This is a genomic window from Bacteroides fluxus YIT 12057 (assembly GCF_000195635.1).
GTDB classification, from domain to species: Bacteria; Bacteroidota; Bacteroidia; order Bacteroidales; family Bacteroidaceae; genus Bacteroides; species Bacteroides fluxus.
In genome coordinates this window covers 78,687-104,850 of the sequence record NZ_GL882623.1, presented here as the reverse complement: position 1 = coordinate 104,850, position 26,164 = coordinate 78,687, and the positions used below count along the sequence as shown (strand labels likewise).

Annotated in this window: 24 protein-coding genes, 1 tRNA gene and 1 riboswitch; of the genes, 14 read left to right on the top strand and 11 right to left on the bottom strand. The window is 46.9% G+C overall.

The features are described from left to right. The first annotated feature begins 3 nt into the window (after positions 1 to 3). On the top strand, positions 4 to 1,119 hold the full coding sequence (locus HMPREF9446_RS06270; RefSeq protein ID WP_009124630.1) for a fimbrillin family protein: 1,116 nt from the start codon (positions 4 to 6) through the stop codon (positions 1,117 to 1,119). A 139-nt stretch (positions 1,120 to 1,258) separates the two neighbouring features. Here the strand turns inward: HMPREF9446_RS06270 and HMPREF9446_RS06265 are convergent, their stop codons facing one another. From HMPREF9446_RS06265 to HMPREF9446_RS06245, 5 genes are all read right to left on the bottom strand, one after another. Continuing rightward, entirely contained in the window at positions 1,259 to 1,912 is a 654-nt protein-coding gene (locus tag HMPREF9446_RS06265) for a MarC family protein (protein WP_039968687.1), read from the bottom strand. A 51-nt stretch (positions 1,913 to 1,963) separates the two neighbouring features. Next, positions 1,964 to 2,662 (bottom strand): YjjG family noncanonical pyrimidine nucleotidase, encoded by a 699-nt coding sequence (locus HMPREF9446_RS06260; protein WP_009124628.1) that lies wholly within the window; start codon positions 2,660 to 2,662, stop codon positions 1,964 to 1,966. 109 nt (positions 2,663 to 2,771) lie between these two features. After that, positions 2,772 to 3,650, bottom strand: coding sequence for a Cbp1 family collagen-binding glycoprotein adhesin (locus HMPREF9446_RS06255; RefSeq protein ID WP_009124627.1), 879 nt, complete (start codon positions 3,648 to 3,650; stop codon positions 2,772 to 2,774). Positions 3,651 to 3,684: 34 nt separating this feature from the next. Next, positions 3,685 to 4,359, bottom strand: a complete 675-nt coding sequence (gene rsmI / locus HMPREF9446_RS06250; protein ID WP_009124626.1) for a 16S rRNA (cytidine(1402)-2'-O)-methyltransferase — start codon at positions 4,357 to 4,359, stop codon at positions 3,685 to 3,687. Between the two features lie 13 nt (positions 4,360 to 4,372). Further along, positions 4,373 to 4,927: a hypothetical protein gene (locus HMPREF9446_RS06245; RefSeq protein ID WP_009124625.1), complete on the bottom strand. Its 555-nt coding sequence runs from the start codon at positions 4,925 to 4,927 to the stop codon at positions 4,373 to 4,375. A 245-nt stretch (positions 4,928 to 5,172) separates the two neighbouring features. Between HMPREF9446_RS06245 and HMPREF9446_RS06240 the strand changes: the two genes are divergently transcribed. The 5 genes from HMPREF9446_RS06240 to HMPREF9446_RS06220 all read left to right on the top strand — a co-directional run bounded on the left by HMPREF9446_RS06240 (position 5,173) and on the right by HMPREF9446_RS06220 (position 9,362). Further along, positions 5,173 to 6,348, top strand: a complete 1,176-nt coding sequence (locus HMPREF9446_RS06240) for a DUF418 domain-containing protein (protein ID WP_009124623.1) — start codon at positions 5,173 to 5,175, stop codon at positions 6,346 to 6,348. An 86-nt stretch (positions 6,349 to 6,434) separates the two neighbouring features. Beyond that, positions 6,435 to 7,040 (top strand): thymidine kinase, encoded by a 606-nt coding sequence (locus tag HMPREF9446_RS06235; RefSeq protein ID WP_009124622.1) that lies wholly within the window; start codon positions 6,435 to 6,437, stop codon positions 7,038 to 7,040. A 23-nt stretch (positions 7,041 to 7,063) separates the two neighbouring features. Next, positions 7,064 to 8,188 (top strand): AI-2E family transporter, encoded by a 1,125-nt coding sequence (locus HMPREF9446_RS06230; RefSeq protein ID WP_009124621.1) that lies wholly within the window; start codon positions 7,064 to 7,066, stop codon positions 8,186 to 8,188. A gap of 86 nt (positions 8,189 to 8,274) precedes the next feature. Further along, positions 8,275 to 8,350 (top strand) — tRNA-Lys (locus tag HMPREF9446_RS06225). A gap of 73 nt (positions 8,351 to 8,423) precedes the next feature. Continuing rightward, positions 8,424 to 9,362 (top strand): DMT family transporter, encoded by a 939-nt coding sequence (locus HMPREF9446_RS06220; protein ID WP_009124620.1) that lies wholly within the window; start codon positions 8,424 to 8,426, stop codon positions 9,360 to 9,362. An 8-nt stretch (positions 9,363 to 9,370) separates the two neighbouring features. On the opposite strand, the gene HMPREF9446_RS06215 is transcribed toward HMPREF9446_RS06220, so the two are convergent. Further along, positions 9,371 to 9,811 (bottom strand): hypothetical protein, encoded by a 441-nt coding sequence (locus HMPREF9446_RS06215; protein WP_009124619.1) that lies wholly within the window; start codon positions 9,809 to 9,811, stop codon positions 9,371 to 9,373. Positions 9,812 to 9,987: 176 nt separating this feature from the next. Here HMPREF9446_RS06215 and rlmF point away from each other — a divergent pair, with 176 nt between their 5' ends. Both rlmF and HMPREF9446_RS06205 read left to right on the top strand, forming a co-directional pair. After that, on the top strand, positions 9,988 to 10,878 hold the full coding sequence (gene rlmF, locus HMPREF9446_RS06210; RefSeq protein ID WP_009124618.1) for a 23S rRNA (adenine(1618)-N(6))-methyltransferase RlmF: 891 nt from the start codon (positions 9,988 to 9,990) through the stop codon (positions 10,876 to 10,878). 77 nt (positions 10,879 to 10,955) lie between these two features. Further along, positions 10,956 to 11,177: a hypothetical protein gene (locus tag HMPREF9446_RS06205; RefSeq protein ID WP_009124617.1), complete on the top strand. Its 222-nt coding sequence runs from the start codon at positions 10,956 to 10,958 to the stop codon at positions 11,175 to 11,177. A gap of 93 nt (positions 11,178 to 11,270) precedes the next feature. Here the strand turns inward: HMPREF9446_RS06205 and HMPREF9446_RS06200 are convergent, their stop codons facing one another. Further along, positions 11,271 to 12,140, bottom strand: coding sequence for a mechanosensitive ion channel family protein (locus tag HMPREF9446_RS06200; protein ID WP_039968685.1), 870 nt, complete (start codon positions 12,138 to 12,140; stop codon positions 11,271 to 11,273). A 103-nt stretch (positions 12,141 to 12,243) separates the two neighbouring features. After that, positions 12,244 to 12,340, top strand: a riboswitch (TPP riboswitch). A 33-nt stretch (positions 12,341 to 12,373) separates the two neighbouring features. Here HMPREF9446_RS06200 and HMPREF9446_RS06195 point away from each other — a divergent pair. The 3 genes from HMPREF9446_RS06195 (at position 12,374) to HMPREF9446_RS06185 (ending at position 16,280) form a co-directional block, all read left to right on the top strand. Further along, positions 12,374 to 14,680 (top strand): TonB-dependent receptor, encoded by a 2,307-nt coding sequence (locus HMPREF9446_RS06195; protein ID WP_009124615.1) that lies wholly within the window; start codon positions 12,374 to 12,376, stop codon positions 14,678 to 14,680. Between the two features lie 2 nt (positions 14,681 to 14,682). Next, on the top strand, positions 14,683 to 15,321 hold the full coding sequence (gene pnuC / locus HMPREF9446_RS06190; protein ID WP_009124614.1) for a nicotinamide riboside transporter PnuC: 639 nt from the start codon (positions 14,683 to 14,685) through the stop codon (positions 15,319 to 15,321). A gap of 236 nt (positions 15,322 to 15,557) precedes the next feature. Further along, positions 15,558 to 16,280 (top strand): thiamine diphosphokinase, encoded by a 723-nt coding sequence (locus tag HMPREF9446_RS06185; protein ID WP_009124612.1) that lies wholly within the window; start codon positions 15,558 to 15,560, stop codon positions 16,278 to 16,280. A 181-nt stretch (positions 16,281 to 16,461) separates the two neighbouring features. Here HMPREF9446_RS06185 and thrC read toward each other — a convergent pair whose 3' ends face one another. From thrC to thrA, 3 genes are read right to left on the bottom strand one after another with little or no spacing between them, the layout of a single operon-like run. Beyond that, positions 16,462 to 17,763 carry a threonine synthase gene (gene thrC, locus HMPREF9446_RS06180; protein ID WP_009124611.1) on the bottom strand — a complete coding sequence of 434 codons (1,302 nt, stop codon included), beginning with the start codon at positions 17,761 to 17,763 and terminating at the stop codon, positions 16,462 to 16,464. Positions 17,764 to 17,766: 3 nt separating this feature from the next. After that, a complete protein-coding gene (locus HMPREF9446_RS06175) occupies positions 17,767 to 19,017 on the bottom strand; it encodes a cofactor-independent phosphoglycerate mutase (protein ID WP_009124610.1) in 1,251 nt (416 codons plus the stop codon). Between the two features lie 12 nt (positions 19,018 to 19,029). Beyond that, positions 19,030 to 21,462 carry a bifunctional aspartate kinase/homoserine dehydrogenase I gene (thrA, locus tag HMPREF9446_RS06170; RefSeq protein ID WP_009124609.1) on the bottom strand — a complete coding sequence of 811 codons (2,433 nt, stop codon included), beginning with the start codon at positions 21,460 to 21,462 and terminating at the stop codon, positions 19,030 to 19,032. A 476-nt stretch (positions 21,463 to 21,938) separates the two neighbouring features. Here thrA and HMPREF9446_RS06165 point away from each other — a divergent pair, with 476 nt between their 5' ends. Beyond that, a complete protein-coding gene (locus HMPREF9446_RS06165; RefSeq protein ID WP_009124608.1) occupies positions 21,939 to 22,979 on the top strand; it encodes an asparaginase in 1,041 nt (346 codons plus the stop codon). A gap of 24 nt (positions 22,980 to 23,003) precedes the next feature. Here the strand turns inward: HMPREF9446_RS06165 and HMPREF9446_RS06160 are convergent, their stop codons facing one another. Next, complete coding sequence (locus HMPREF9446_RS06160) at positions 23,004 to 23,546, bottom strand: beta-class carbonic anhydrase (RefSeq protein WP_009124607.1); 543 nt, start codon at positions 23,544 to 23,546, stop codon at positions 23,004 to 23,006. A 116-nt stretch (positions 23,547 to 23,662) separates the two neighbouring features. Between HMPREF9446_RS06160 and radA the strand changes: the two genes are divergently transcribed. Both radA and HMPREF9446_RS06150 read left to right on the top strand, forming a co-directional pair. Further along, on the top strand, positions 23,663 to 25,030 hold the full coding sequence (gene radA / locus HMPREF9446_RS06155; RefSeq protein WP_009124606.1) for a DNA repair protein RadA: 1,368 nt from the start codon (positions 23,663 to 23,665) through the stop codon (positions 25,028 to 25,030). A 1-nt stretch (position 25,031) separates the two neighbouring features. Next, on the top strand, positions 25,032 to 26,164 hold a 1,133-nt coding region (locus HMPREF9446_RS06150), incomplete at its 3' end, for an NAD(P)/FAD-dependent oxidoreductase (RefSeq protein ID WP_009124605.1).

Sequence of the window (26,164 nt, the reverse complement as noted above, 5' to 3'; positions counted from 1 at the left end):
AATATGAAAACATCCTGGTTATTAATTGGCAGCCTGGTTCTATTACTGGCTGCTTGCAGCGAAGACAAGATAACGGAAGATACCGATACCGACAAAGTGGAAGTGTCCATTACTACCGAAATCCAAACAAAGGCAACCGTAACCACTACATTTGAAAAAGACGATGCCATGAACTTGTATGCCAAAGCCTATGGCCGTATAGACGCTCCGGATATGGTGGAGAACATTACCGCTACTTATACGGGAAGCTCTTGGGAGATTGTTCCCGCAATTAGGCTATCCAAAGAAGAGAAGTCTTTCATTTATGCCGTTTCCCCCTATGTGGAAGGTGTGAACGACCTGTCTGCCATTCCCGTTGACATCAGTAAGCAGCAAGACATACTTTATTCCGGCAATTTTGTTCCAGTCACTTATACCACGCATGTGGCCAAATTGACGCTGAAACACGCTCTTTCATTGGTGACATTCAACATCAGCAGCCAAGGATATGCAGGTAACGGTAAGTTGAAGGGCATCAGCATTTCGGGAGAAGAGGTATATACAAGTGGAACATTGAATGTACAGACTGGACAAGTAAAAGGTACGGGTAAAGAAAACGTTGGCTTGGTTATCGATAAAGAAATTACTTCCGGTGGCTGGACCTCGGACTTGCCTCGTCTTTGGTGGATACCTTTCAATACGAAAACAAAGACCGCTGTTCTGCAGGTCCGAATCGACGATAAGGAATATCAAGTAAAATTTCCCGAAGTGGAGATGAAAGGAGGATTCCAATACATCTTCAGACTGGTGCTGACAGATTATGGCATTGAATTTATTCCAGACCAGACAGAGACCATCTCACTGAATCAGGATACTGACGAAATGGGACAATTGGAAGGCTACGGTGTGCTTCGGCTGACACATTCGGGACAGAATTTACTATTACCGACACTTACGGGCGACAATATTTTTGGTAATGTATCCTGGGGCGATGGTGTTAACGAGAGCTATAGCGTAGGATTGTCCCACCCCTATACTTCCGGGACTTCCAGACAGATTGTCATTGAAAGTTGGAATTCTAATGGATTTGAGTTAAAAAACATAGAAGGCATAGATGTAATTGATATCAGTTCTTATTAAAGGAAAGAAATGGAGTCCGGTCCATAATTGGCCACCGGCCTCCTTTTTTCCAGCTAACAATACGATCGATAATTCCCAATATTACATAAATATCGCACACTTGCAGTAAAGACACCTCTTTTATATAAGACAATTACATTCAAAGCAAACCAGCAACTCCCTCTTTTAAAATATCAATCAATATAGGCTTCATTCCACTGACAAAGCATTCAACAGCAATAACCATCAAAATAAGTCCCATTAAACGCATCATCACATTATTACCGGTTTCTCCCAACACTCTTACCAGACGGGTAGAAGCACGTAATATGAAAAAAGTAATCAGATAAATAAATGCGATCATACCGATCAACACGCCTTTCATCTCAATAGAATGAGCATCTTGCATCAACACTATGGCATTGGCAATAGCACCCGGACCGCAAAGCATCGGAATGCCCAACGGAGTTATCGAAATATCATCCGCATAAGTTTTGATTTCCTCATCCTTCAATTTCATGGGAGTATAGCGTGCCTGTAGCATGTCAAACCCTATTTTAAAGATAATTACACCACCTGCAATACGAAATCCATTCGTTGATATACCAAAAAACTTGAAAAGGAATTGTCCTGCAAAAGTAAAGACCATGATCGTTATAAAAGCCACCAATGTGGCACGAGACACCACAGACTGCCGCTCTTTATCCGTCATGCCATGAGTCATGGTCAAGAATACCGGCATGGTTCCAAGAGGGTTCGTCAATGTAAAGAAGGAGGTAAAACAAAGCAAAGCGAAAGGCAAGATAGTTTCCATAGCTGTATTTTAAACGTTTCTATTGGCAAAAATACAACTAAATCCTAAATTTCACAGAAATTCCATTAATTCTTTTAAATCGGATATTTGATAAGTCGGCTGAAAAGGTAATCCTGTCTTCCCGGTTGTATGATAGAATACTTGATGCATCCCTACCCCTTTGGCTCCCGTTATATCATTTTCCCAACTGTCACCTATCATTAAAGACTCCCTCAAATCAGATTGTGTAGCGGATAAAGCAAAATGAAATATTTCCGGCCAAGGTTTCAACACACCAATATCATCAGACAAGATTACTTTCTTAAAAAAGACATCTATACCTGCCGAACGCATCTTATGGCATTGTAATTCCTGAAATCCATTCGAAAGAATATATAAATTATATTTTGACGACAAATACTCCAGGACCTCATACGCATGCGGCATTAGTTTCCTTTTGGTAGGAATCACAGAAAAGAAATCATCGGAAAAAGCTTTCGCCAAAGCGACATCCCCTGCCCCCACGCTTTCCAACGGATACAGAAAACGTTGGCGATTCAACTCTTCTTTAGTGATTCTCCCGTTTCCATATTCCTCCCACAATTCCAGATTACGACGTTGATAGATAGTATAGTAATGCTCAAAGGACTGAAAATAATGGTGATAACCATATTTTAAATACATTTCTTCAAATGTATCACGCGCATTCACCGAAAACGCCCATAAAGTATCATCAAGATCAAAAAAGAGATTTTTATAAGAATAAGCCATAAACCGGTTACAACATTAAAAACACAAATTACCGCAGATCCGCACTCCAACCAATATCCGTGCCAATCTGCGGTAAACTGTATGCATTAAAAATACACTGTATGAAGTGTTATTTCACCTGAATTACTAAATACTTAGATACACTCCAGAAATCTTTGGGATTGGTAATCTTCAAAGTGAGCTGTCCTTTATCATCTTTTTCCAAAGCGTAAGAGCCGGCAGGATGAGTCGTCAAGATATCAGCGTCTTTAGAATACAGCTTTATTTCTTTCGTAGTACGGATATCGACCTGTGTAAAGTAGTCTTTATTTATATCACCGTCTTTCAAGACTTGCTTTTTCTGGAAAAGTCCGGTATTAGTCAAGATTTTCTGATCCTTCAGCTCTTTCTTTGTTCCGAATACAAACCAAGCAGTATTGAGTGCTTTGTCTTGTTCGGCAACAGTCTTGGCCTTAGCTTCATTTTCTGCCGACAATGCTTCTTTATCCGCAGCCAAGCCTGTTACTGCCGCATCCAATTCCTGAATACGAATATTCCGGGAAGCCAATTCTGCCTGCAGTTCTTCAATGCGTTGGGTTTTGGCCACCAATTCCTGTGTCAAAGACTCAACAGCCCTCTTCAATTGGGCAGAGTTGTTCTTGCTGTTCTTCAACATGGATTGCAGTTTGGCAATTTGCTCTTTGTTTTCTTCCATCTGCTTACGGATGAACTCGATATCCGAGGTTATCTGTTGTTTAGCATTCAAAGAACCCTCTGCCACTGCACCACGCTGCAAATCAACGCGGCTTTCCGCTGCATTAATTTGGCGGAATCCCTCAGATATATCATTGAAAGTGCCCATCATCTCATCCAACTCGGCATTTCGCTGAGTCAATTCCATTAAAAGAGAATCATTTTCAGCTTTCAACTGGCTTTTGCTGCCACCAGAAAAGCTATCACACGAAGCCACTACAGCTGCGCATACAATTAAAATTGCTAACTTTTTCATACGCTTTTGTTTTACGTTTTGTTAATGAAGTTATTTAATCGTCTATTCCTGCTACTACAATTACTATTTCACCACGCGGTTCATTGGCTGTGAAATGTTCTATCAATTCAACAAGGGTACCACGCACCGTTTCTTCATGCACCTTGGATATTTCCCGTGAGACTGACGCTTGACGCTCTGGTCCGAAATGCTCGGAAAATTGCATCAACGCCTTTACCAGTCTGTGAGGCGACTCATAAAACACCATGGTTCTGCACTCCTCTGACAGCACTTTCAAACGAGTCATCCGCCCCTTTTTCTGCGGAAGAAAACCTTCGAAGCAGAATTTTTCATTGGGCAATCCGGAAGCTACCAGTGCCGGAACAAAAGCTGTTGCTCCCGGCAGACATTGCACCTCTATGTTGTTACGGACACATTCACGTACCACTAAAAAACCGGGATCAGATATCCCAGGGGTACCGGCATCCGAAATCAAAGCCACAGTTTCACCACCCTTTATTCTATTAACAACACTTTCCACCATTTTATGTTCATTAAACTTATGGTGAGACTGCATGGCATTCTTTATTTCAAAATGCTTCAGCAATATCCCCGAGGTACGAGTATCCTCGGCAAGAATCAAATCCGCTTCCTTCAATATCCGGATAGCACGAAATGTCATATCTTCCAAATTTCCTACCGGAGTAGGCACTATATAAAGTTTTCCCATACACATCAGTGATTTAGCTGAAATACTTTTTAAGAAGTTCCATGAAATCGGCTACAGCTTCATTTTCATCGTCCACATGCACTTCCGAGTTGAAAATAACCATTGCCTCATCCAAAGTAGATACTTCACCTATAAGACGTACTACTTCATTCATGCGGGCAGAGTCCCCATTGAAAAGTTCTTTTGCAAAACGGAATGAGTCATTCAGACTGATAGCGTGACGTAAACTTGTGGCAGGTTTAATACGTTCTGCCAAAATAGAAGAGGTAGTTGCCGTTACAGCAACAGAAAAAGGCTCTCCGGGGGTAACAGAAGAAGACTCTTCGGGAGCAGCAGAAGAAGGTTCTCCGGAAATAACAGAAGTAACCGGAGTAACCGGAGAAACAAGTCCGGCATCCATGGACGCCTCATCCAACATTTTCTGCAACGCATCCAAACGCGCTTTCATCTGCTGAATATTTCGTTTTGCCACTATTCTCAATGCCGGATTGGCATCATTTGAAATAGCCTGCATCAAACATTTCAATTCCTGAATGTCCAGTTCTATGTCGTTTAATAAGGTTTGCATATCCTTTACACAGTCCGTGTTAATGCCACAAATGTAGAAATAAATAATGAAAAAATCTCAGAAAGCACGCAAAAGTATTATTTCAAGCCGGAAATTAGAACTTTTTTCAGTATATTCCATTGTTTACTCTATTTTTCCTACCTTTGCAACACATGGTTACATAGCTATAATAAATACGATAGCCTTTACCTAATACTTTTTTCATTATGAATCAACAAATCAAACTATTATCAAATAAATAACACATGAAACAACTTCCCAACACAAATCCTCGTATTGAGGTAATAGATGCCCTACGGGGATTTGCTGTAATGGCAATTATATTGGTTCATAATCTGGAACATTTTATTTTTCCCGTTTATCCGACAGACTCACCGGAGTGGCTGAACATTCTGGACCAAGGAGTATTCAACGGGATATTTTCCCTCTTTGCCGGAAAAGCCTATGCCATATTTGCCCTCCTATTCGGGTTCACATTCTATATTCAGACCCAGAACCAGAAGAGACAAGGCAAAGATTTTGGCTATCGTTTTCTATGGCGTTTAATCTTGCTAGCCGGATTCGCGACATTAAACGCCGCCTTTTTCCCGGCAGGAGATGTCCTGTTGCTATTCACGATAGTCGGGCTCGTATTGTTCTTTACGCGCAATTGGAGCAACAAGGCAATTATCATAACTGCCGTCATATTTCTATTGCAACCTGTCGAATGGTATCATTACATTGCCAATCTGATGAATCCGGCACATCAGTTACCGGATTTGAAAGTAGGTGAAATGTATGCAGAGGTAGCGGAATACACAAAGGCGGGAAACTTTTGGGATTTCATTTCAGGTAACATTACATTGGGGCAGAAAGCAAGCCTTCTATGGGCTATAAATGCCGGACGCTTCTTTCAGACGGCCGGATTATTCCTGTTAGGGGTTTACATCGGCAGAAAGCAGTTCTTTATACCTTCTGAAAAGAATCTCCACTTCTGGGTCAGAATATTGATCATTTCCGCCGTAGCATTCGCTCCTCTATATACTTTGAAAGAACTTATCATGCAGAATGATACAATTATACGGCAGACGGTAGGAACCATATTCGACATGTGGCAGAAACTGGCCTTTACCCTGGTTTTGACCGCATCTTTCACCCTTCTTTATCAAAGCAAAAGATTCCGCAACGCCACCAACAATTTACGTTTCTACGGTAGGATGAGTTTAACAAACTATATAACCCAATCTATCATAGGAGCGGCCATTTACTTCCCGTTCGGCCTGAGTCTTGCCCCCTATTGCGGATACACAGTCAGCTTACTGATTGGATTCTTCACATTCTTAGTTCAGGTAAGGCTATGTAAATGGTGGCTGTCCCGGCACAAGCAAGGGCCATTGGAATATATCTGGCACAAGTGGACTTGGCTAGGTACAAAAAGATAATTATACTAGTTATTTTATAAGATGCGGCAGTCGGCATACTATTTAAAAAGTATTACCTTTGCATCTAAATCATAACACTTGAAAATATGGTATTATTCTCGGAAGATCATATACAAGAAACCAAACGTAGAGGAAGAATTGAAGTTATTTGCGGTTCAATGTTCTCGGGAAAGACCGAGGAACTGATACGGCGGCTGAAGCGTGCCAAATTTGCCAAACAACGGGTAGAGATATTCAAACCTGCCATAGACACGCGTTATTCCGACGCAGATGTCGTGTCACATGACAGCCATTCCATTGCCTCCACCCCGATAGACTCATCCGCAAGCATCCTGCTTTTTACCTCCGAAATCGATGTAGTAGGTATCGATGAAGCTCAATTCTTCGACAGTGGTTTAATTGATGTATGTAACCAATTGGCCAACAACGGCGTACGTGTTATCGTTGCCGGGCTGGACATGGACTTCCGTGGAATTCCTTTCGGTCCGATGCCGGGGTTGTGCGCCATCGCCGACGAAGTATCCAAAGTACATGCCATCTGTGTAAAGTGCGGACAACTGGCTTCTTTTTCCCACCGTACCGTCAAAAACGACAAACAAGTATTATTGGGAGAAACCGAAGAATATGAGCCTCTGTGCCGTGAATGTTACCAGCAGGCCATCCGGAACGACCTGCAGGCAAACGGTGATTAATTACAATAACAGATCCAAACATTATGGAACGTAAGAAAATTACTTTCGACAGTTTCATCCGCGGAGTTATCCTCGGAATTATCATTATCGGCATACTTATGCTCCTCAAACGCTTAAGCGGTGTGCTATTGCCATTTTTCATAGCATGGCTCATCGCTTACCTCACCTACCCACTGGTCACATTCTTCCAATACAAATTAAGATTAAAGAACCGCGTCATTTCCATCTTTTGCGCCTTGATCACTCTTTTAGCAATAGGAGGAGCAGCATTTTACCTGCTTGTCCCCCCTATGATACAAGAGTTCGGTAGAGTCAAGGATCTTTTGATAGAATACTTTTCCAATGGAGCCCATGACAGCAATGTCCCTAAAACACTATCGGAATTTTTGAGGGAGAACATCGACATGCAATTCCTCAACCAGCTTTTCAAGGAGGAGAGTCTTTTAGATGCCCTCAAGGAGACAGTCCCCCGATTATGGTCCCTGCTGTCAGAATCGGTCAATCTGCTATTCAGCTTTTTCACCTTCTTTCTGATTCTCCTGTACATCGTTTTTATTCTATTGGATTATGAAAGCATCGCAGAAGGCTGGGCCCATCTTGTTCCACAGAAATACCGTCCTTTTGCGGTAAACCTATTCAATGATGTCAAAGACGGCATGAACAGATATTTTCGCGGACAAGCGTTTGTCGCCCTATGCGTGGGTATCCTGTTCAGTATCGGATTCCTCATCATAGATTTCCCGCTGGCTATAGGTTTGGGACTGTTTATCGGCGCCCTTAATATGGTACCTTACCTGCAGGTTATCGGGTTTGTACCTACCATTATACTTGCCATCCTGAAAGCTGCAGACACGGGAGGTAATTTCTGGATTATCATAGCATCGGCAACAGCCGTATTCGCCGTTGTACAAGCCATTCAAGACGGACTGATAGTGCCCCGTGTCATGGGCAGGATAACAGGATTGAACCCAGCCATTATTCTCTTATCCTTGTCTATATGGGGGTCTCTAATGGGAATGTTGGGCATGATCATAGCTCTTCCACTTACCACATTAATGTTATCCTATTATCAGCGATTCATCATCAATCGCGAAAATATCCATAAAACAGAATCATCTGATAATCAGCAGAAAGATAGTTGCGAATAAAAATAATACAAACTTTTTTCATCCATACTCTTGTTTTTTCAAGAAATGTGCCTATCTTTGCACCCGCTTAACAGCAATAAAGGATTGATTCGCTAGCTCAGCAGGTAGAGCACAACACTTTTAATGTTGGGGTCTTGGGTTCGAGCCCCAAGCGGATCACCAAGAATAAAGCAGTTATCTAAATCAGATAGCTGCTTTTTTCATATAGTAATTAACAAGATAAAGTTCAAGGTTTATGAATGCAAAAGTCAAAGGATACATATTGGGGACCATTGCCGCTGCCACCTACGGCATGAACCCGCTCTTCGCACTCCCGTTGTATAAGGAAGGCATGGATCCGGATTCCGTTCTTTTTTTCAGATATTTGTTTGCCATTCCGATATTGGGCATCATGCTCAAGACACGGGGCAGGAACTTCAAGCTTAAAAGAAAAGAGATACTTCCGTTGATCATTCTGGGATGGCTGGTTGCCATCTCTTCCCTTACCCTCTTCCAGAGTTACAACTATATGGAAGCCGGTATCGCATCAACCATTCTGTTCGTCTATCCTATTCTGGTAGCATTGATCATGGCAGTCGCTTTCAAAGAGAAAATCACCCTACAGACCACCTTCTGCATCTTCTTGGCATTAAGCGGCATCGGGCTCCTTTATAAAGGAGGTGACGGCGCAACACTCAGTCTGGTAGGCGTCAGCCTGGTTATGGCGTCGGCCCTTTCTTATGCCATCTATATCGTAGGCGTAAACCGGCCTATGCTGAAAGATGTGGCAACACTTAAAGTTACTTTTTATGTATTACTTTTCGGCTTGTCACTATTCTTAGTCCGTGTCGATTTCGGCCAAAGCCTGCATGTTGTGGATAAATGGTATTTATGGGGAAACTTGATTGCACTGGCCGTTTTCCCAACCGCCATATCATTCCTGTGTACCACACAGGCTATCCAATACATAGGCTCTACCCCAACAGCCATCCTTGGAGCCTTGGAACCTGTCACAGCCGTGTTCTTCGGAGTCACCGTTTTCGGAGAATCCTTGACCCCAAGATTGTGCTGTGGAATAGTATTGATTATCCTGGCCGTAACTTTCATTATTGCCGGAAGCAACATTACTTCCCATTTGGTACGTTTCAGAAAACTATTTCCAAGATTACCGTTGAAACGTGTAAAAAACAAATGAGGCATACCTTAAGGAACTATGATATGTTTGCCTTCTGGAGTAACCACTATATTACCTGTCTGAATATAGTGCTTACCTTCAGGAGAAACATACACTTTCGTTTTAGCATCCACCGTGCCGGAAGAGGAGTCTTTTTTGCCGTCTAAATGACGGTTCGTCTTGGCAGGAGTGCCTGTATCTTCCAGATAACTCTTCATCTCCACAACCTTGCCCTCCTTAAACCAGACCTTAACAACCGACCATCCCTGCATCCCCAAAGCACGGAAGGTCCACGCTTCCCTCTCCTTGTCGAAATCACGGAAAGCCGGTTCCCCCAGAACGGCAGTTACCTCCTTAAAGCTCATACCTCGCTCAATACTGCTCAATTGAGCATAGTCAAACCCATAACCTCCATAAACGCCACAGCCCATTAACACTGTCAACAACAACAAAACAGATATCTTCTTCATGGCAACATTTTTTTTAGTTTTTACCGTATTACAAATATAAAATAATAAAATGTCATATTCCGGTTATTACCTCTATTTATATATAGGGATTTCCCTATCAGTCAAAGTCCGGACAAAAGTCCAATAAGTACGGGCAAGAACACAAAGTTTCCCATGATTCTCCGTATCTTTGCCACATGGCAGATAAAATGGAATTACATAAGAACAACAAACATCAGGGAAAATATGATTTCCCCCGGTTGATAGAGAATTACCAGCCGCTAAAGAAGTTCGTATCACCCAACCCTTATGGTACACCTACCATCAATTTCTTCAATCCACAGGCCGTGAAGGCATTAAACAAGGCATTGCTGATCACCTATTACGGGATAAGCTACTGGGATATCCCCAAAGGATACCTATGTCCCCCTATTCCCGGAAGGGCAGATTACATCCACTACCTTGCCGACCTCCTTCAAGAAGGAAACAATATGGGAGAAACGAAGCCGTGCAGATGCCTGGATATCGGCGTGGGCGCCAACTGCATTTACCCGATTATCGGACATACCGAATACGGCTGGACATTCGTGGGTTCCGACATCGACCCTGTCTCCATTGAAAATGCGCGGAAGATTGTCACGTGCAATCCGGTGCTTGCCCACAAAATAGAATTACGGCTTCAAAAGGACAGCCGGAAGATTTTGGACGGCATCATCGCTACGGAAGACTTTTTCGACGTAACCCTTTGCAATCCTCCTTTCCATAGTTCAAAAGAAGCAGCGGAAGAGGGGAACTTACGGAAACTCAGCAGTTTGAAAGGAAAAAAGATTACCAAGACGAAGCTGAACTTTGGCGGCACCTCCAATGAACTGTGGTGTGAAGGCGGAGAAGTACGCTTCCTGCAGAACATGATTACAGAAAGCCGGAAGTATCAGAGGAACTGCAGATGGTTCACCTGCCTGGTATCCAAAAAAGAAACATTGGAAAAGCTGTATGCCCGTCTAAAAGCGGTCAATGTAGCTGAATACAGAGTAATCCCGATGTCCCAGGGTACAAAAGTCAGCCGAATACTGGCATGGCGGTTTTAGGCAAAGCCACTCATTTCGCATGAACTAACTAACCTGGCGGAACGTTATACCTATACTAACTAAAACCAGAAAGTATCATGGAAAAAAGCTTGATTCATAGCAATGAATTGCATTTCATCGGCAAGAAACGCATTCACCAAGCGGTAGAAAAGATGGTAGAATCACTGGACTTGGCAGCCGGATCCACTACAGGATTCGACCTGTACGCAGTAGTAGAAGCCTACTTTACGGATTTGGAAAAGCGAAGGGAAATCAACCGTCTGCTGCATCTGGACCGGGACACTTGTGAAGAAGACTGATACACCCCATAAGAAGAATACCGCCTGCTGTCCGGTCAACAGCAAGCGGTATTCTTCTTTTATCCATTGTCTGTCTGATAGTTCCTGCATCCATCAGTCCCGTGCCTGATGTACCGTCAACTGCGGGAACGGGAAACCGATGCCTTCTTTGTTGAATACAGAGTAGATGGCCTTGTTCATGTCAAAATAAACTCCCCAATAGTCTCCACTCTTCACCCATACACGTATCACCACGTTCACACTGCTGGCATCCAAAGCATGAAGGGCTACAAAAGGCTCCGGTGTAGCCAGAATACGGCTGTCACCGGAAAGAATGCGGCGAACCGTACTTTCCACCTTGTCATAGTTCTCGCCATATTCCACGCCGACCACCCATTCCACACGGCGGGTATCCTCATGGCTGTAGTTGGTTACCGTACCACTGCTCAAGGCACCGTTAGGGATATAAATCACCTTATTGTCGGCTGTAGTCAGAATCGTATGGAATATCTGAATCTCGCGTACAGTACCGGATACGCCCTGGCTTTCAATCCAGTCACCTACTTTGAAAGGACGGAACAACAGGACAATCAGCCCGCCGGCAAAATTCTGCAAGTTGCCGGACAACGCCATACCGATAGCCACACCGGCAGATGCCAGCAAAGCGGCAAATGAAGTGGTTTCTACTCCCAACTTGCCGATAACGGCGATAATCAACAAGATAGTCAACAGGATATTGACCAGGCTTTTTACAAAACTCTGAATACTGGGATCCACTTGTCTTTTAGCCAATAACTTGGCAACCATCTTCTTCAGGAAAGAGATCAGAAAGCGTCCTACTACAAAAATAATGATAGCTCCGATTATACGGCCACCGGCACTTACGCTCCAGTCTATCAACTGTTGGATAAATATTTGTAACTTGCTGAAACCGTCATCAGCATTCTGCGCGGCAAAGGCCGCCATTAATAGTGGTGATAACATAATTCTGTTTGCTTTAAAATTAATGGTACAAAATTAACAAATAAGTCTGAATTTCGTTCGCTTTCCTTGTGACTTTCAGCAGAAAGCCCTACTTTTGCAACCGATTTCAACTAAGGGGTGCCCTAATATGACGGGCTGAGAACATACCCATTGACCTGATTCGGGTAGTGCCGACGTAGGGAAAAGAAGAAAAGTTCCCCTTTTCTGTATTTATCTAAACTAAATTATTGCAAATGAAAAGACATGCAATGGTGCCCTGCCTTCTGATGGCAGCACTGAGTGTTTGTGCGCAGACACACGAGAGAGACAGCTTGCGAATTATCAATCTGGATGAAGTAGAAATCATCTCCACACGTGCCACAGGCACCACACCGGTAGCATTCACCAACGTAGGCAAAGAACAATTAAAGAAACAGAACTTCGGACAAGACCTGCCCTACCTGCTGAGCATGATACCTTCCGCCATCACCACAAGCGATGCCGGAGCCGGAATCGGCTATACTACCCTGCGGGTACGCGGCACGGACGGTACCCGCATCAATGTCACCGCCAACGGCATTCCCATCAACGACGCGGAGAGCCATACGGTATTCTGGGTAAACCTGCCGGACTTTGCCTCCTCCGTGAAAGACATGCAGGTGCAGCGCGGCGCGGGAACATCTACCAACGGTGCAGGCGCTTTCGGTGCCAGCATCAATATGCAGACCGGGGACTTCTCCTTGAAACCGTATGCTGAATTCAACGGTTCATACGGGTCGTTCAATACCCACAAAGAAACGGTAAAGGCGGGAACAGGACTGATTGACGGACACTGGTCCTTCGACGCCCGCCTCTCCAACATCAGCACGGACGGCTATCTGGACCGCGCGGAGGTCGGCTTGAACTCCTATTACCTGCAAGGGGGGTATTATAACGACAATACCTCTGTCAAACTGATTACGTTCGCCGGAAAAGAGCGCACTTACCATGCCTGGAACTATGCTACCAAAGCGCAAATGGAGGCATTCGGACGCCGGTTTAATTCCTGCGGCTATATGTATGTGGCCGACAAGAATGGAGGAATCCACCAACCGGATATCGATTACGATTATGGTATTGAAGAAGCCGGTGAGCTGCTGAAAGACGGAGGTAATTTCCATTACTACGACGACCAGACGGACAACTACGTACAGAAAAACTACCAGCTGCTGGTGAACCATAACTTCAACACCCGATGGAATCTGAATGTAGGCCTGCACTATACCAAAGGTGACGGATACTACCAGGAGTACAAAGACGGACGCAAACTGGTGGAATACGGTCTAAAGCCTTACGAACTGGCAGGTGAGACCGTAAAAAAGAGCGACCTCATCCGCAAGAAAGGCATGGACAACTGGTTCGGCGGCGGTATCTTCTCCGTAAACTACAACCACAACCGTCTTCATGCATCTTTAGGCGGAGCCTTGAACCGCTACGACGGCGACCATTTCGGCAAAGTGCTTTGGGTGAAGAATTACCTCGGCTCATTGGATCCCGACCGGGATTACTACCGCAACAATGCTACCAAGAACGACGGTAACATTTATTTGAAAGCCAACTATGAATTAGGCAAGGGACTGAGCGCCTATGCCGACATGCAATATCGCCACATCACCTACAAGATGAATGGTGAGAACGACAAATGGAATTCCGCCGTCCATGCATTGCAACACCTTGACATCGACGAGAAATTTGACTTCTTCAACCCCAAAGCCGGATTGTCCTGGCAGATCAACCGCAACCACCGCCTGTACGGTTCGTTCAGTGTAGCCCACAAAGAGCCTACCCGCAACAACTATACCGACGGCCTGCTGACCGATCCTCCCAAGGCAGAGCGCCTCTTCGACTATGAGCTGGGCTATACCTTCTCCAACTCATGGCTGCATCTGGGCGCCAATTTCTACTACATGGACTACAAGGACCAGCTTGTCCTGACAGGCGAGCTGAATGAAATCGGTGAAGCCGTAGCCGCCAACGTGCCGGACAGTTACCGCATGGGTATCGAGCTGACAGGTGGCCTGAAGCTGTCCTGCGGTTTCCAATGGGACATCAACGCCACCCTGAGCCGCAACCGTATCAAGAATTTCGTAGAGACACTCTACGGATACGACGAGGACTGGAATGAATTGCCCGGTGTAAAGATCGACCACGGTACCACCCACATCGCCTTCTCACCGGATTTCATACTGAGCAACCGCTTCGGATATGCCTACAAAGGGCTGGAGGTCTCCTTGCAATCCCAATACGTAAGCAAGCAGTACATGAGCAACATGGACATTGAAGACCACTTGCTGGACGCCTATTTCGTAAGCAACCTGAATCTGGCCTACACCTTCAAACTTCCGAAGCTGAAATCCGTTACTATCGGATGTACCGTTTACAACCTCTTCAACGAAGAATACGAGAACAACGGCTGGGCCTCCAGCGACTATACCAACTCGCCGGAGCGCCGCAACAACTATACAGGCTATGCCGCACAGGCAGGAACGAATGTATTGGGACATCTATCATTGAGTTTCTGACAATGGAACATACCCTCGAAATAGCAGGTACTCTCATCGGGATTCTCTACCTCTGGTTAGAGTACCGTGCCAGCATTTATTTATGGATAGCAGGTATCATCATGCCTGCTGTCTATATCTTTGTCTATTATGATGCCGGACTATATGCTGATTTCGGCATCAACATCTACTATTTGGGCGCTGCCATTTATGGCTGGGCAATGTGGAAATACGGCAGCTTCCTCCGCCGGAAAATCTTGCGGAAACAAGTATCCGGTCAACAGGCGGAGAGTCCCGAACTCCCCATCACCCGCATGCCGGCGCGTTATCTGCTGCCGCTTGCCGCCGCATTTGCTGTGGCCTTTACAGGCATCGCCTGGATATTGATCCGGTTTACGGACAGCAACGTGCCTTGGCTGGACTCCTTTACCACCGCACTAAGCATTGTCGGCATGTGGATGCTGGCACGCAAATATGTGGAACAATGGTGGGCATGGATTGCCGTTGACGCCGTCAGTGCAGGGCTATACATCTACAAGGGACTTGATTTTACAGCCGCCCTATACGCCCTTTACACAATTATCGCTATCTTTGGCTACTTCAAATGGAAGAGAATGATGGACAGTGAAGTTCCTTTTGAAAAGTTTTCGGGAAGCTACTGAAAAAACTTCCGAAGCTAAGACTAAAAGCCGGAGGAGTTAAGAGAAAACTCTGTTCGCAGTGCGCGAACGGATATTCAAAGCGTGCGAATATATATCCAAAGCGTGCGAACGGATATTCACAAGCTTTGAACAAAGCTCTTTCACTCAAAAAAAGAATTCCGCCTACGGGGTAATAAAGCGTAAGTATTAAATAGTAGTGAAAAGTAAATTCAATCGTAAAATCATAAATATATAGTATGTTGTTTGATGCAGTAGTACTGGCCAACGGGGAATATCCCACGAATCCCCTGCCCTTGAAGATTCTGGCAGAAGCGCCATACGTGGTTTGTTGCGACGGCGCCGCCGATGAATACATCCGCCGCGGAAACGTGCCCGACGTGATTATCGGTGACGGCGATTCCATCAGCGAAGACAACCGTAACCGGTACAGCCACCTCCTTCACCGCATCAGCGAGCAGGAGACCAACGACCAGACCAAAGCAGTCCGCTTCCTGTTGTCGCAAGGCAAACGTCACATTGCCATTACCGGTGCTACGGGCAAACGCGAGGACCACACCTTGGGCAACATCAGCCTGCTTATCGACTATATGCGTGCAGAAGCCGATGTACGGATGTTCACAGACTACGGCGTTTTTATCCCCTGCCGTGACGTACGGACTTTCTCCTGTTCGCCCGGCCAGCAAGTATCCATTATCAATTTCACTGCCCGTGGGCTGCATGGCAAAGGACTGGTATATCCTCTCAGCGACTTCACCAACTGGTGGCAAGGTACACTGAACGAGTGTACGGAGGCAGAGTTCACCATTGAAGCGGAAGGAGAATACCTGGTGTTCATTTCTTTTCAGCAACCTCCACAAAGGCTTTCTGCAAAAGCACGAAGGTTTTCAGGTGAAACACCTGGAATTGAAGGGATTGAATTGTATTATCCGGGATGGCGGGATGCGTCATTCGGGGAGTAAACGTGCGGCATCTTTAACGGAATGCGATAAGGATCAAAAAGAAAAGGAGGAACAACGCCCCTCCTTTCACACTAAATTAAAATTGAATCTGAACTAAAATTGCAGTTACAAATATACAACATCCGGAAGCCGAAGCCAAACATTTCAGACTTTATTTCATTTCTTTTCCATGCTCACCTGGTTACAAGCCCATCAGATATTGCTTGAAGGCAGCAAAATCCTTAGACATCGGCAGGCTCTTCTTTTCGCCCCGCATAAAGGCTTGCAGCTTTTCCGGTATCTGCACGGTTTCACCGATAATCTTTTCCACCGTATCCTTGAATTTCGCAGGATGGGCGGTTTCCAGAAATATACCTGTCTCTCCGGGACGCAGCCCTTCGGCCAAGGCACGGAAACCGCAGGCACCGTGAGGATCAAGCAGGTAACGCTCCTCCTTCCAGACTTTCTTCATGGTTTCTGCAATCTGCGCATCGGTATAAGTGGCGCCGCTGATTTCGGCGGAGATGGCGGCATGGTCATTGCCATACAGGTCGAGCACACGGGCAAAGTTACTCGGATCGCCCACATCCATGGCGTTGGCAATGGTAGCTATACTGGGGCGCGGAGTGTAAACACCCGTTTGCAAGTATTGATAGAAGATATCATTACGGTTATTGGCCGCGATAAACCGTTTCACGGGAAGCCCCATACGCTTGCCGAAGAGTCCGGCGGTAATATTGCCGAAGTTGCCGCTGGGCACGCAAATGACCGGTGACAAGCCACCCGTGGCTCTTTTCAGCTGGGCATACGCATAGAAATAGTAGAAAGCCTGCGGCAGGAAACGGGCTACATTGATGGAATTGGCACTGGTGAGCAACAGACGCCCGTTCAGTTCCCTGTCCATGAAAGCGGACTTTACCAGAGCCTGGCAATCGTCGAATGTTCCATCTACTTCAAGGGCAGTGATGTTCTGCCCCAAAGTGGTGAACTGCTTTTCCTGTATCTCGCTGACTTTGCCCTTCGGATAAAGCACGTATACATGGATACCCTCCACCCCGAGGAAGCCATTGGCTACGGCACTGCCCGTATCACCGGAAGTAGCGACCAATACATTCACCTGCTTCTTGCCCTCTTTCCGGATGAAGTAGCCCAACAGACGAGCCATAAAACGTCCGCCCACATCCTTGAAGGCAAGGGTAGGACCGTGGAACAACTCCAGAGAATAGATATTCTCCGTTACTTTCACTAACGGAACGTCAAAGTTCAGCGTGTCATAGACAATCTGTTTCAAGGTATCGGCCGGTACGTCTTCCCCAAAGAAAGCGTCTGCCACGCGATAGGCTATCTCCTGGAAACTGAGCGCGTCGATGCTGTCATAGAAATCCTGTGGCAGCGGTTGGATGGTAAAGGGCATGAAAAGTCCCTTGTCGGCGGCAAGTCCTTTCACTACCGCTTCTTCAAGAGTAGCGTCGGAGGCTTGTTTGTTGGTACTATAATATCGCATAAATTAAAGGGTTAAAAATTCATTGATAAACTCGTCCTCTTTCATCAGGCCGTAGCAACCGTTGCATGCGGCCACTTCATCAAAGGTCTGCACCTCGTCCGGTTCTATGCCCGGATACCAGACCAGGAACGGAACCGGTTCTGCCGTATGGGTGCGAAGCTCGCAAGGCGTAGGGTGGTCGGGCAACACGGCAATGGCTACCGGTTCGTCCCAATCCTTCACAGCCTCGTAAACAGGCCCTACGACACGGCTATCCAGATTCTCGATGGTCATAATCTTCAGAGGGATATTTCCTTCATGCCCCGCCTCATCACTGGCTTCGATATGCAGATAGACAAAATCATCGGTTTTCAAGGCTTCAAGAGCGGCAGCCACCTTGTTCTCATAATTGGTATCATAAAGTCCGGTAGCCCCCTCTACGGTGAGGCGACGCAATCCGGCATAATAACCGATGCCATTAATCAGATCCACAGCCGAAATGACGGCGCCCCGCTTCACCTGAGGAAACTTATCGGCAAGGCGCTCCATCTGCGGACGGTAACCGGGACTCCACGGCCAGACGCTATTGGCGGGATCCTTGCCTTCGGCCACACGCTTCCGGTTAACGGGATGGTTCTCCAGAATCTCCTGCGAACGCAAAATCAAATCATTGATCAAGTCGGCAGTCTGCCGCGGAGTCAAGTCCGCCTGCCCTTCGGGAAGCGTGACCTGTTCCGTTCCCGCCATCGGCCTTACCATCAACGGGCGGTAAGGCTTCAAGGGCACATCATGGGGCGGCGTACAATCCACACGCTTGTCACCTCCCTTTATGACCAGCAGATGGCGGTATTGTACGCCCGTATAGAAGCGGACCCTATCGTCTCCCAACTGTTCCTGCAAATATCTTACCAACACATCAGCCTCTTCAGTCGTGATGTGTCCGGCAGAGTGGTTCTTTATATGATTCCCTTCTACGCAGATTATGTTGCAGCGCATCGCCATCTCGCCCGGCTGCAAATCCACACCAATACTCGCCGCTTCCAACGGGCCGCGGCCTTCATACACTTTCGGAAGATCATAACCCAGAACGGACATATTCGCCACTTCACTGCCCGGATGGAAACCTTCGGCAACAGTCACCAGCCTTCCCGTCCGTCCCATCCGCGCCAGTTTATCCATATAAGGCGTATCGGCAGCCTGCAACAATGTCTTGTCGCCCAATGCCTTTACAGGCCAGTCGGCCATACCGTCACCCAGGATGATGATGTGTTTCATAAGATGTATGATTTAAACATTCGCAATACTCATGATATCCGCAAATACTCCCGCAGCCGTTACCCCTGCGCCGGCTCCGTAACCCTGTATCATCATCGGATATTCCTTATAGCGTGCCGTGGTCAGCAAGATGATGTTGTTGCTGCCTTCCAAACCGTAGAACGGATGGTTGACGCCCACTTCCTGCAAGCCGACGGACGCCTTGCCGTTTTCCAGCCTGGCAACGAAACGCCAATGCTTGTTTTCGGCTTCCAGTACTTTACGGCGGGCCTCGAAACCGGCATCAAGGCTCGGCACTTTCTTCCAGAAGTCTTCCAATGAACCTTCAAAGAAATCATCGGGTACGAAAAGATTCTTCTCAACATCACTCTGTTCCAGACGGTAGCCAGCCTCACGCGCCAGAATCACCAACTTGCGGATAACATCTTTCCCGCTTAAGTCGATACGGGGATCAGGCTCGGAATAACGTTCTTCCTGCGCCATCCTGATGGTCTTGCTGAAAGGAATATCCGCACTGATCTTATTGAAGATATAATTCAACGTGCCACTCAGCACGGCTTCAATCTTCAAGATCTTGTCACCGCTATGGATCAGGTCATTGATGGTGTTGATGATGGGAAGCCCCGCACCTACGTTGGTTTCAAACAGATACTTCACGCCACGCTGGCGGGCAATCTGCTTCAGTTCACGATAATTGTCATATTCCGAAGAAGCGGCAATCTTGTTGGCTGCCACGACGGAGACATTGTGCATCAGCAGGTCTTTATAAAGAGAAGCGACGCCCGCACTTGCCGTACAATCCACAAATACGGAATTGAAGATATTCATGCCGATAATCTCGTCGCGAAGCGTATCCAGCGAGCTGTCCTTTCCTTTCTCCGCCAGTTCTTCGCGAAAACGTCCCAGGTCGAAGCCTTCACGACCGAACATGGCCTTGGACGCATCGGCTATACCTACCACGTTCAGCTGCAAGCCATTCTCCTGCATCAGTTTCTGGCGCTGACTGTGAATCTGCTCTATCAGACTGCCTCCCACCGTACCGACACCGCAAATAAAGAGGTTCAATACCTGGTATTCCGACAAGAAGAAAGAATCATGGATAACGTTCAAAGACTTGCGCAATGATTTGTTGTCCACCACAAATGAGATATTGGTTTCCGAAGCACCCTGCGCGCAAGCTATCACATTGATGCCGTTACGTCCCAGCGTACCGAACAGTTTACCCGCAATACCCGGCGTATGCTTCATATTCTCGCCTACGATAGCCACCGTAGCCAGATTCTTTTCTGCCAGGATAGGCGAAATCTCGCCCATCTCTATTTCTTTGGCAAACTCTTCGTTCAGCACCTCACAAGCCAAGTCGGCATCCGCATTACGCACACCGATGGACGTGGAGTTCTCCGAAGATGCCTGCGATACGAGGAACACGCTGATCCCATTCTTGGCAAGCGCCTTAAAGATACGGTAATTCACACCGATGACACCTACCATACCCAAGCCCTGCACCGTAATCAGGCTTGTGTCGTTGATGGAAGAAATACCCTTGATGGCCTTGCATTGCGGATTGGAAACTTCCCGCTTGATAATCGTTCCCACACCTTCGGGGTTGAAAGTGTTCTTTATCAATATAGGAATGTTCTTGTGACAGACCGGGTAGATGGTAGGCGGATAGACAACTTTCGCACCGAAGTTGCAAAGTTCCGTAGCCTCCACATAACTCAGTTCGCTGATGGTATAGGCGGTGGAGATCACACGGGGATCGGCCGTCATAAAGCCATCTACATCCGTCCAGATTTCCAGGCTGTCGGCGTCCAGTGCCGCAGCGATAATCGCCGCCGTATAGTCGGAACCGCCTCTTCCCAGATTCGTGACTTCCCCCGTCACCTTGTCCGTTGAAATGAATCCCGGAACCAGGACACGTCTGGGAGAATTGCGGAATGCCTCACGGACCAGCGAATGGGTCAAGTCCGTATCCAGCACGTGTTTGGAGTGCTTCTTTTCGGTCTTGATGAACGTGCGTGAATCGAACCATTCAGCCCCTGTCAGTTGTGCGGCGATAATGGACGAAAGACGCTCGCCATAGCTCACAATCGTATCGGAGGTTTTCTGCGAAAGGTCTTTGATCAAATAAATACCCTGGAAAATGTCTTTCAGTTCATTCAGCAACTCACCGATGCGGCGCTGTAACTCCACTTGCGCTTCACCTGCAGGAATCACTTCCTTAACCATCTCTACATGGCGATAGACAATCTCACGGAATTCATTTTCATAGGAAGCATCACCGGACGCCGCCATCTTGGAGGTATTTATCAGTTTGTCCGTGATGCCGCCCAAAGCGGATACGACAACGATTACCGGTTCATCTACGGCTTCTACTATTTTTTTTACGCTTAAAATACTGCTTGCGGTCCCTACGGACGAACCGCCGAACTTCATTACTTTCATTATATATGTTATTTTCTGATTATCTGAGTTTATATTCCCGGCTGTTTCTATTGACCTCACTCACGGCGGGCACAGCCGGCGCATGAATGAAAAACTTCACTAAATAGAAATACTGATTGAAAAATGGTGTAACACGTAGAAACACAAAATACTATCCTTAACCCCTAAGGGTCATGGTACACATGGATGTGACTGTATGTTGATAGTACTTGTTCATAGTCTTTTGCTTCTATCGTTTCTGATAAGTGTTGCAAAAGTAACAATAAAAACATTCAATCTATCAGTTTTTACGACTTTTTTGCGATAAAAATACATAAAGCCTTAAAAATACCAAGATATATGTATAGCAAACAACCTACATTCACTCACTTTCCATACCGTGGAAGCATAAATCCTCCTGTTCTTTTCTAACATTTTGCCATCATTTTAAAGATATATAATTATCTTTGCAGGGTACAAAAGAAAGAAAGGCGCATATGAACCCAGAAAATACTTCCGTTTTGCTAATTTACACCGGTGGAACTATCGGCATGATAGAGAATGCGGAGACCGGTGCCCTGGAAAACTTCAACTTTGAACAACTGCAAAAGCATGTGCCCGAACTTCAAAGGTTTACGTTCCGTATCGACACTTACCAGTTCGACCCGCCTATGGATTCGTCTGACATGGATCCGGAAGCATGGCGCAAACTTGTACGCATCATCAGCGACAACTACGACCAATATACCGGATTCGTCATCCTGCATGGCACGGACACCATGGCTTACACGGCCTCGGCACTCAGCTTTATGCTTGAAGGGCTGGCCAAGCCCGTCATCCTTACCGGCTCCCAATTGCCCATAGGCGTACTACGTACAGACGGCAAGGAAAACCTGCTGACCAGTATTGAAATAGCCACTTCCTGCCATTCCAACGGACACCCCATCGTGCCTGAAGTCTGCATATTCTTCGAAAACCATTTGATGCGCGGCAACCGTACCACCAAGATGAACGCCGAAAACTTCAACGCTTTCCGTTCGTTCAATTATCCGGTACTTGCCTCGGCGGGCATACATATCAAATATAATAATGTACAAATACAGGTACACGGCAATCGCCGGGAACTAAAGCCCCATTATCTGCTGGACACCAACATTGCCGTGCTGAAACTCTTTCCCGGCATTCAGGAGAACGTAGTGGATGCCGTGCTTTCCACCAAAGGGCTGAAAGCGGTTGTTCTTGAAACCTACGGTTCCGGCAATGCTCCCCGTAAAGAATGGTTCCTCCGCCGCCTGCACGCTGCCTGCGAACAGGGTATCGTAATCGTAAACGTCACTCAATGCAGCGCAGGAACCGTTGAAATGGAACGCTACGAAACCGGTTACCAGCTGATGCAGGCCGGTGTGGTCTGCGGGTACGACAGCACCACGGAGTCTGCCGTCACCAAACTGATGTTCCTCTTGGGACATGATTATCTCCCCGCCAAAGTAAGGGAACTGATGAGCCGTCCCCTGGCAGGAGAGATAACGACGGTATAAGATGTCCTATACATTTCTAACCTGTCACCTCACCGGTGTCAGTTCTCCTGTCACGGAATCTATTATGAATCCATAGACTTTAATGTCACGCGGTATCAGCGGATGGTTGAGAATAACTTCCACCGTACCTCTCACTGACTTCTCCGTATCTTCAAACCCATACAGCCAGGATTCAAAATCGACCCCGCAGAAACGAATCATGTCAATCGTCTCCTGCTTGATGCCGCGGGCTTTCATATGCTCTATCATCTGGGCACTGCTCATGTGGCAGGCACCGCAATCGGAATGCGCAATGACCATGACCTCCGTCACTCCCAATTCATAAATGGCCACCATCAAGCTACGGATTACACTGCCAAACGGATGCGAAATAATTCCACCCGCATTCTTGATCATCTTTACATCACCGTTCCTGATGCCCAAAGCGGCCGGCAACAACTCGGTCAAACGGGTATCCATACAAGAAAGAATGGCTATTTTCTTGTCGGGATACTTATTGGTAATGTACTTCTCATACCCCTTATCGGCAACAAACCGCCTGTTGTACTCAAGAATATCATCTATCATAACTTATCAATTAGGTACTGTTTCTACTAACAAAGGTAAAAAACTCCACGAGACCCTGCAACCTCTGCAACGAAAAATCGTACCTTTGGGCAGTCAATATAGAATGGAACTGAGATATGGCAAAAGAAAAGACGGTTTACGTGTGCAGCAACTGCGGACAAGAATCTCCCAAATGGATAGGCAAATGCCCGTCGTGCGGGGAATGGAACACGTATGTAGAGGAGACCATAAGGAAAGAGACTGTAAACAAACGCCCTGTTTCCGGCATCGAGACCGCCAAAGCCAAACCCGTCACCCTGAATGAGATAATAGCGGATGACGAACCGCGCATCGATCTCCATGATGCCGAACTGAACCGGGTATTGGGGGGAGGACTGGTACAAGGTTCCCTCGTGCTTATCGGCGGCGAACCGGGCATCGGCAAATCAACCTTGGTACTGCAAACCGTACTGCAAATCCCGGAAAAACGGATACTCTACATCTCCGGAGAAGAAAGCGCCCGCCAGCTGAAGCTGCGCGCCGACCGGCTGACAAACATTTCCAACGATTGCCTCATCGTCTGCGAAACGTCCCTGGAACAGATTTATGTACATATAAAGAATACGCACCCGGACCTGGTCATTATAGATTCCATACAGACCATCTCGACTGAAACGCTGGAATCGTCTCCGGGAAGCATAGCCCAGGTACGCGAATGCTCCGCCTCCATCCTGCGTTTCGCCAAAGAGACGCACACTCCCGTCATACTGATAGGGCACATCAACAAGGAAGGCAGCATAGCCGGCCCCAAGGTGCTGGAACATATCGTGGATACCGTGCTTCAGTTTGAAGGTGACCAACACTATATGTACCGTATTCTCCGCAGCATCAAGAACCGTTTCGGAAGTACGGCCGAACTGGGCATTTACGAAATGCGGCAGGACGGCCTGCGGCAAGTGAACAATCCTTCGGAACTCCTTCTGAGCCAGGACCATGAAGGAATGAGCGGGATAGCCATCGCTTCGGCCATAGAAGGCATCAGGCCTTTTCTGATTGAGACACAAGCATTGGTAAGCAGTGCCGTATATGGTAATCCGCAACGTTCTGCCACCGGCTTCGATATCCGCCGGATGAATATGCTGCTTGCCGTACTGGAAAAACGTGTAGGCTTCAAGCTGGCCCAGAAAGATGTGTTCCTCAACATTGCCGGAGGCCTGAAAGTGAACGATCCGGCCATTGACCTGGCTGTGATCAGTGCCATTCTCAGCAGCAATATGGATTCGGCGATAGAACCGGAGGTCTGCATGGCAGGTGAAATCGGCCTGTCGGGAGAGATACGCCCGGTAAACCGCATCGAACAGCGTATCGGCGAAGCCGAGAAGTTAGGTTTCAAGCAATTCATATTGCCTAAATATAATATGCAGGGACTCAATACCCAAAAGATAAAGATAGAATTAATACCGGTACGGAAAGTGGAAGAAGCTTTCCGTACCCTATTTGGATAATATGATACAAGAATACCAATTACGCGTATTGCCCGAAATAGCGGCAAACGAACAACGTCTGAAAGAGTATCTGGTGCAGGAAAAAGGACTGGACGCACGTGAGATTACAGCGACACGCGTCTTGAAACGCAGCATCGATGCCCGGCAACGGACCGTTTTCATAAACCTGAACGTGCGGGCATATCTGAATGAAGTGCCGCAGGATGACGAATACCGGCATGTCCAATATAATAAGGTAGAAGGCAAGCCGCAGGTTATTGTAGTGGGCGCCGGCCCCGGAGGCCTTTTTGCCGCCTTACGACTGATAGAGCTCGGACTGCGTCCCGTCATCGTGGAACGCGGAAAAGACGTGCGGGAAAGGAAAAAAGACCTGGCCCAGATAGGACGGCAGCAGACCGTAAACCCCGAATCCAATTATAGCTTTGGAGAAGGCGGTGCAGGTGCCTACTCCGATGGAAAGCTGTACACCCGAAGCAAAAAACGCGGGAATGTAGATAAAATACTGAATATATTCTGCCAACACGGAGCTTCTACATCCATACTGGCGGATGCCCATCCTCATATAGGGACGGACAAACTGCCGCGCGTCATCGAGAATATGCGGAACACCATCATCGAATGTGGCGGCGAAGTACACTTCGAAACGCGTATGGATGCCTTGATCATAGAAAAAGATGAAGTGAAAGGCATTGAAACCAACACGGGCAAGACCTTGCTCGGTCCCGTCATTCTTGCCACCGGCCATTCTGCCAGAGACGTGTATCGCTGGCTTGCCGCCAACCGGGTAGAGATTGAGGCAAAAGGAATCGCCGTAGGCGTCCGCCTGGAACATCCCGCCCAGCTGATAGACCAGATACAATATCACAACCGGAACGGACGTGGCAAATACCTGCCCGCCGCTGAATACAGTTTTGTCAATCAAATAGACGGACGCGGCGTGTATAGTTTCTGCATGTGTCCGGGTGGTTTTGTAGTGCCTGCCGCCAGCGGCCCGCAACAACTTGTAGTCAATGGCATGAGCCCCAGCAACCGCGGTTCCCGCTGGAGCAATTCGGGTATGGTGGTGGAACTACGTCCGGAAGACCTTTTGAATGAAAATACTTTCTTGAATGAAGAACCTTTCTTGAATGAAGA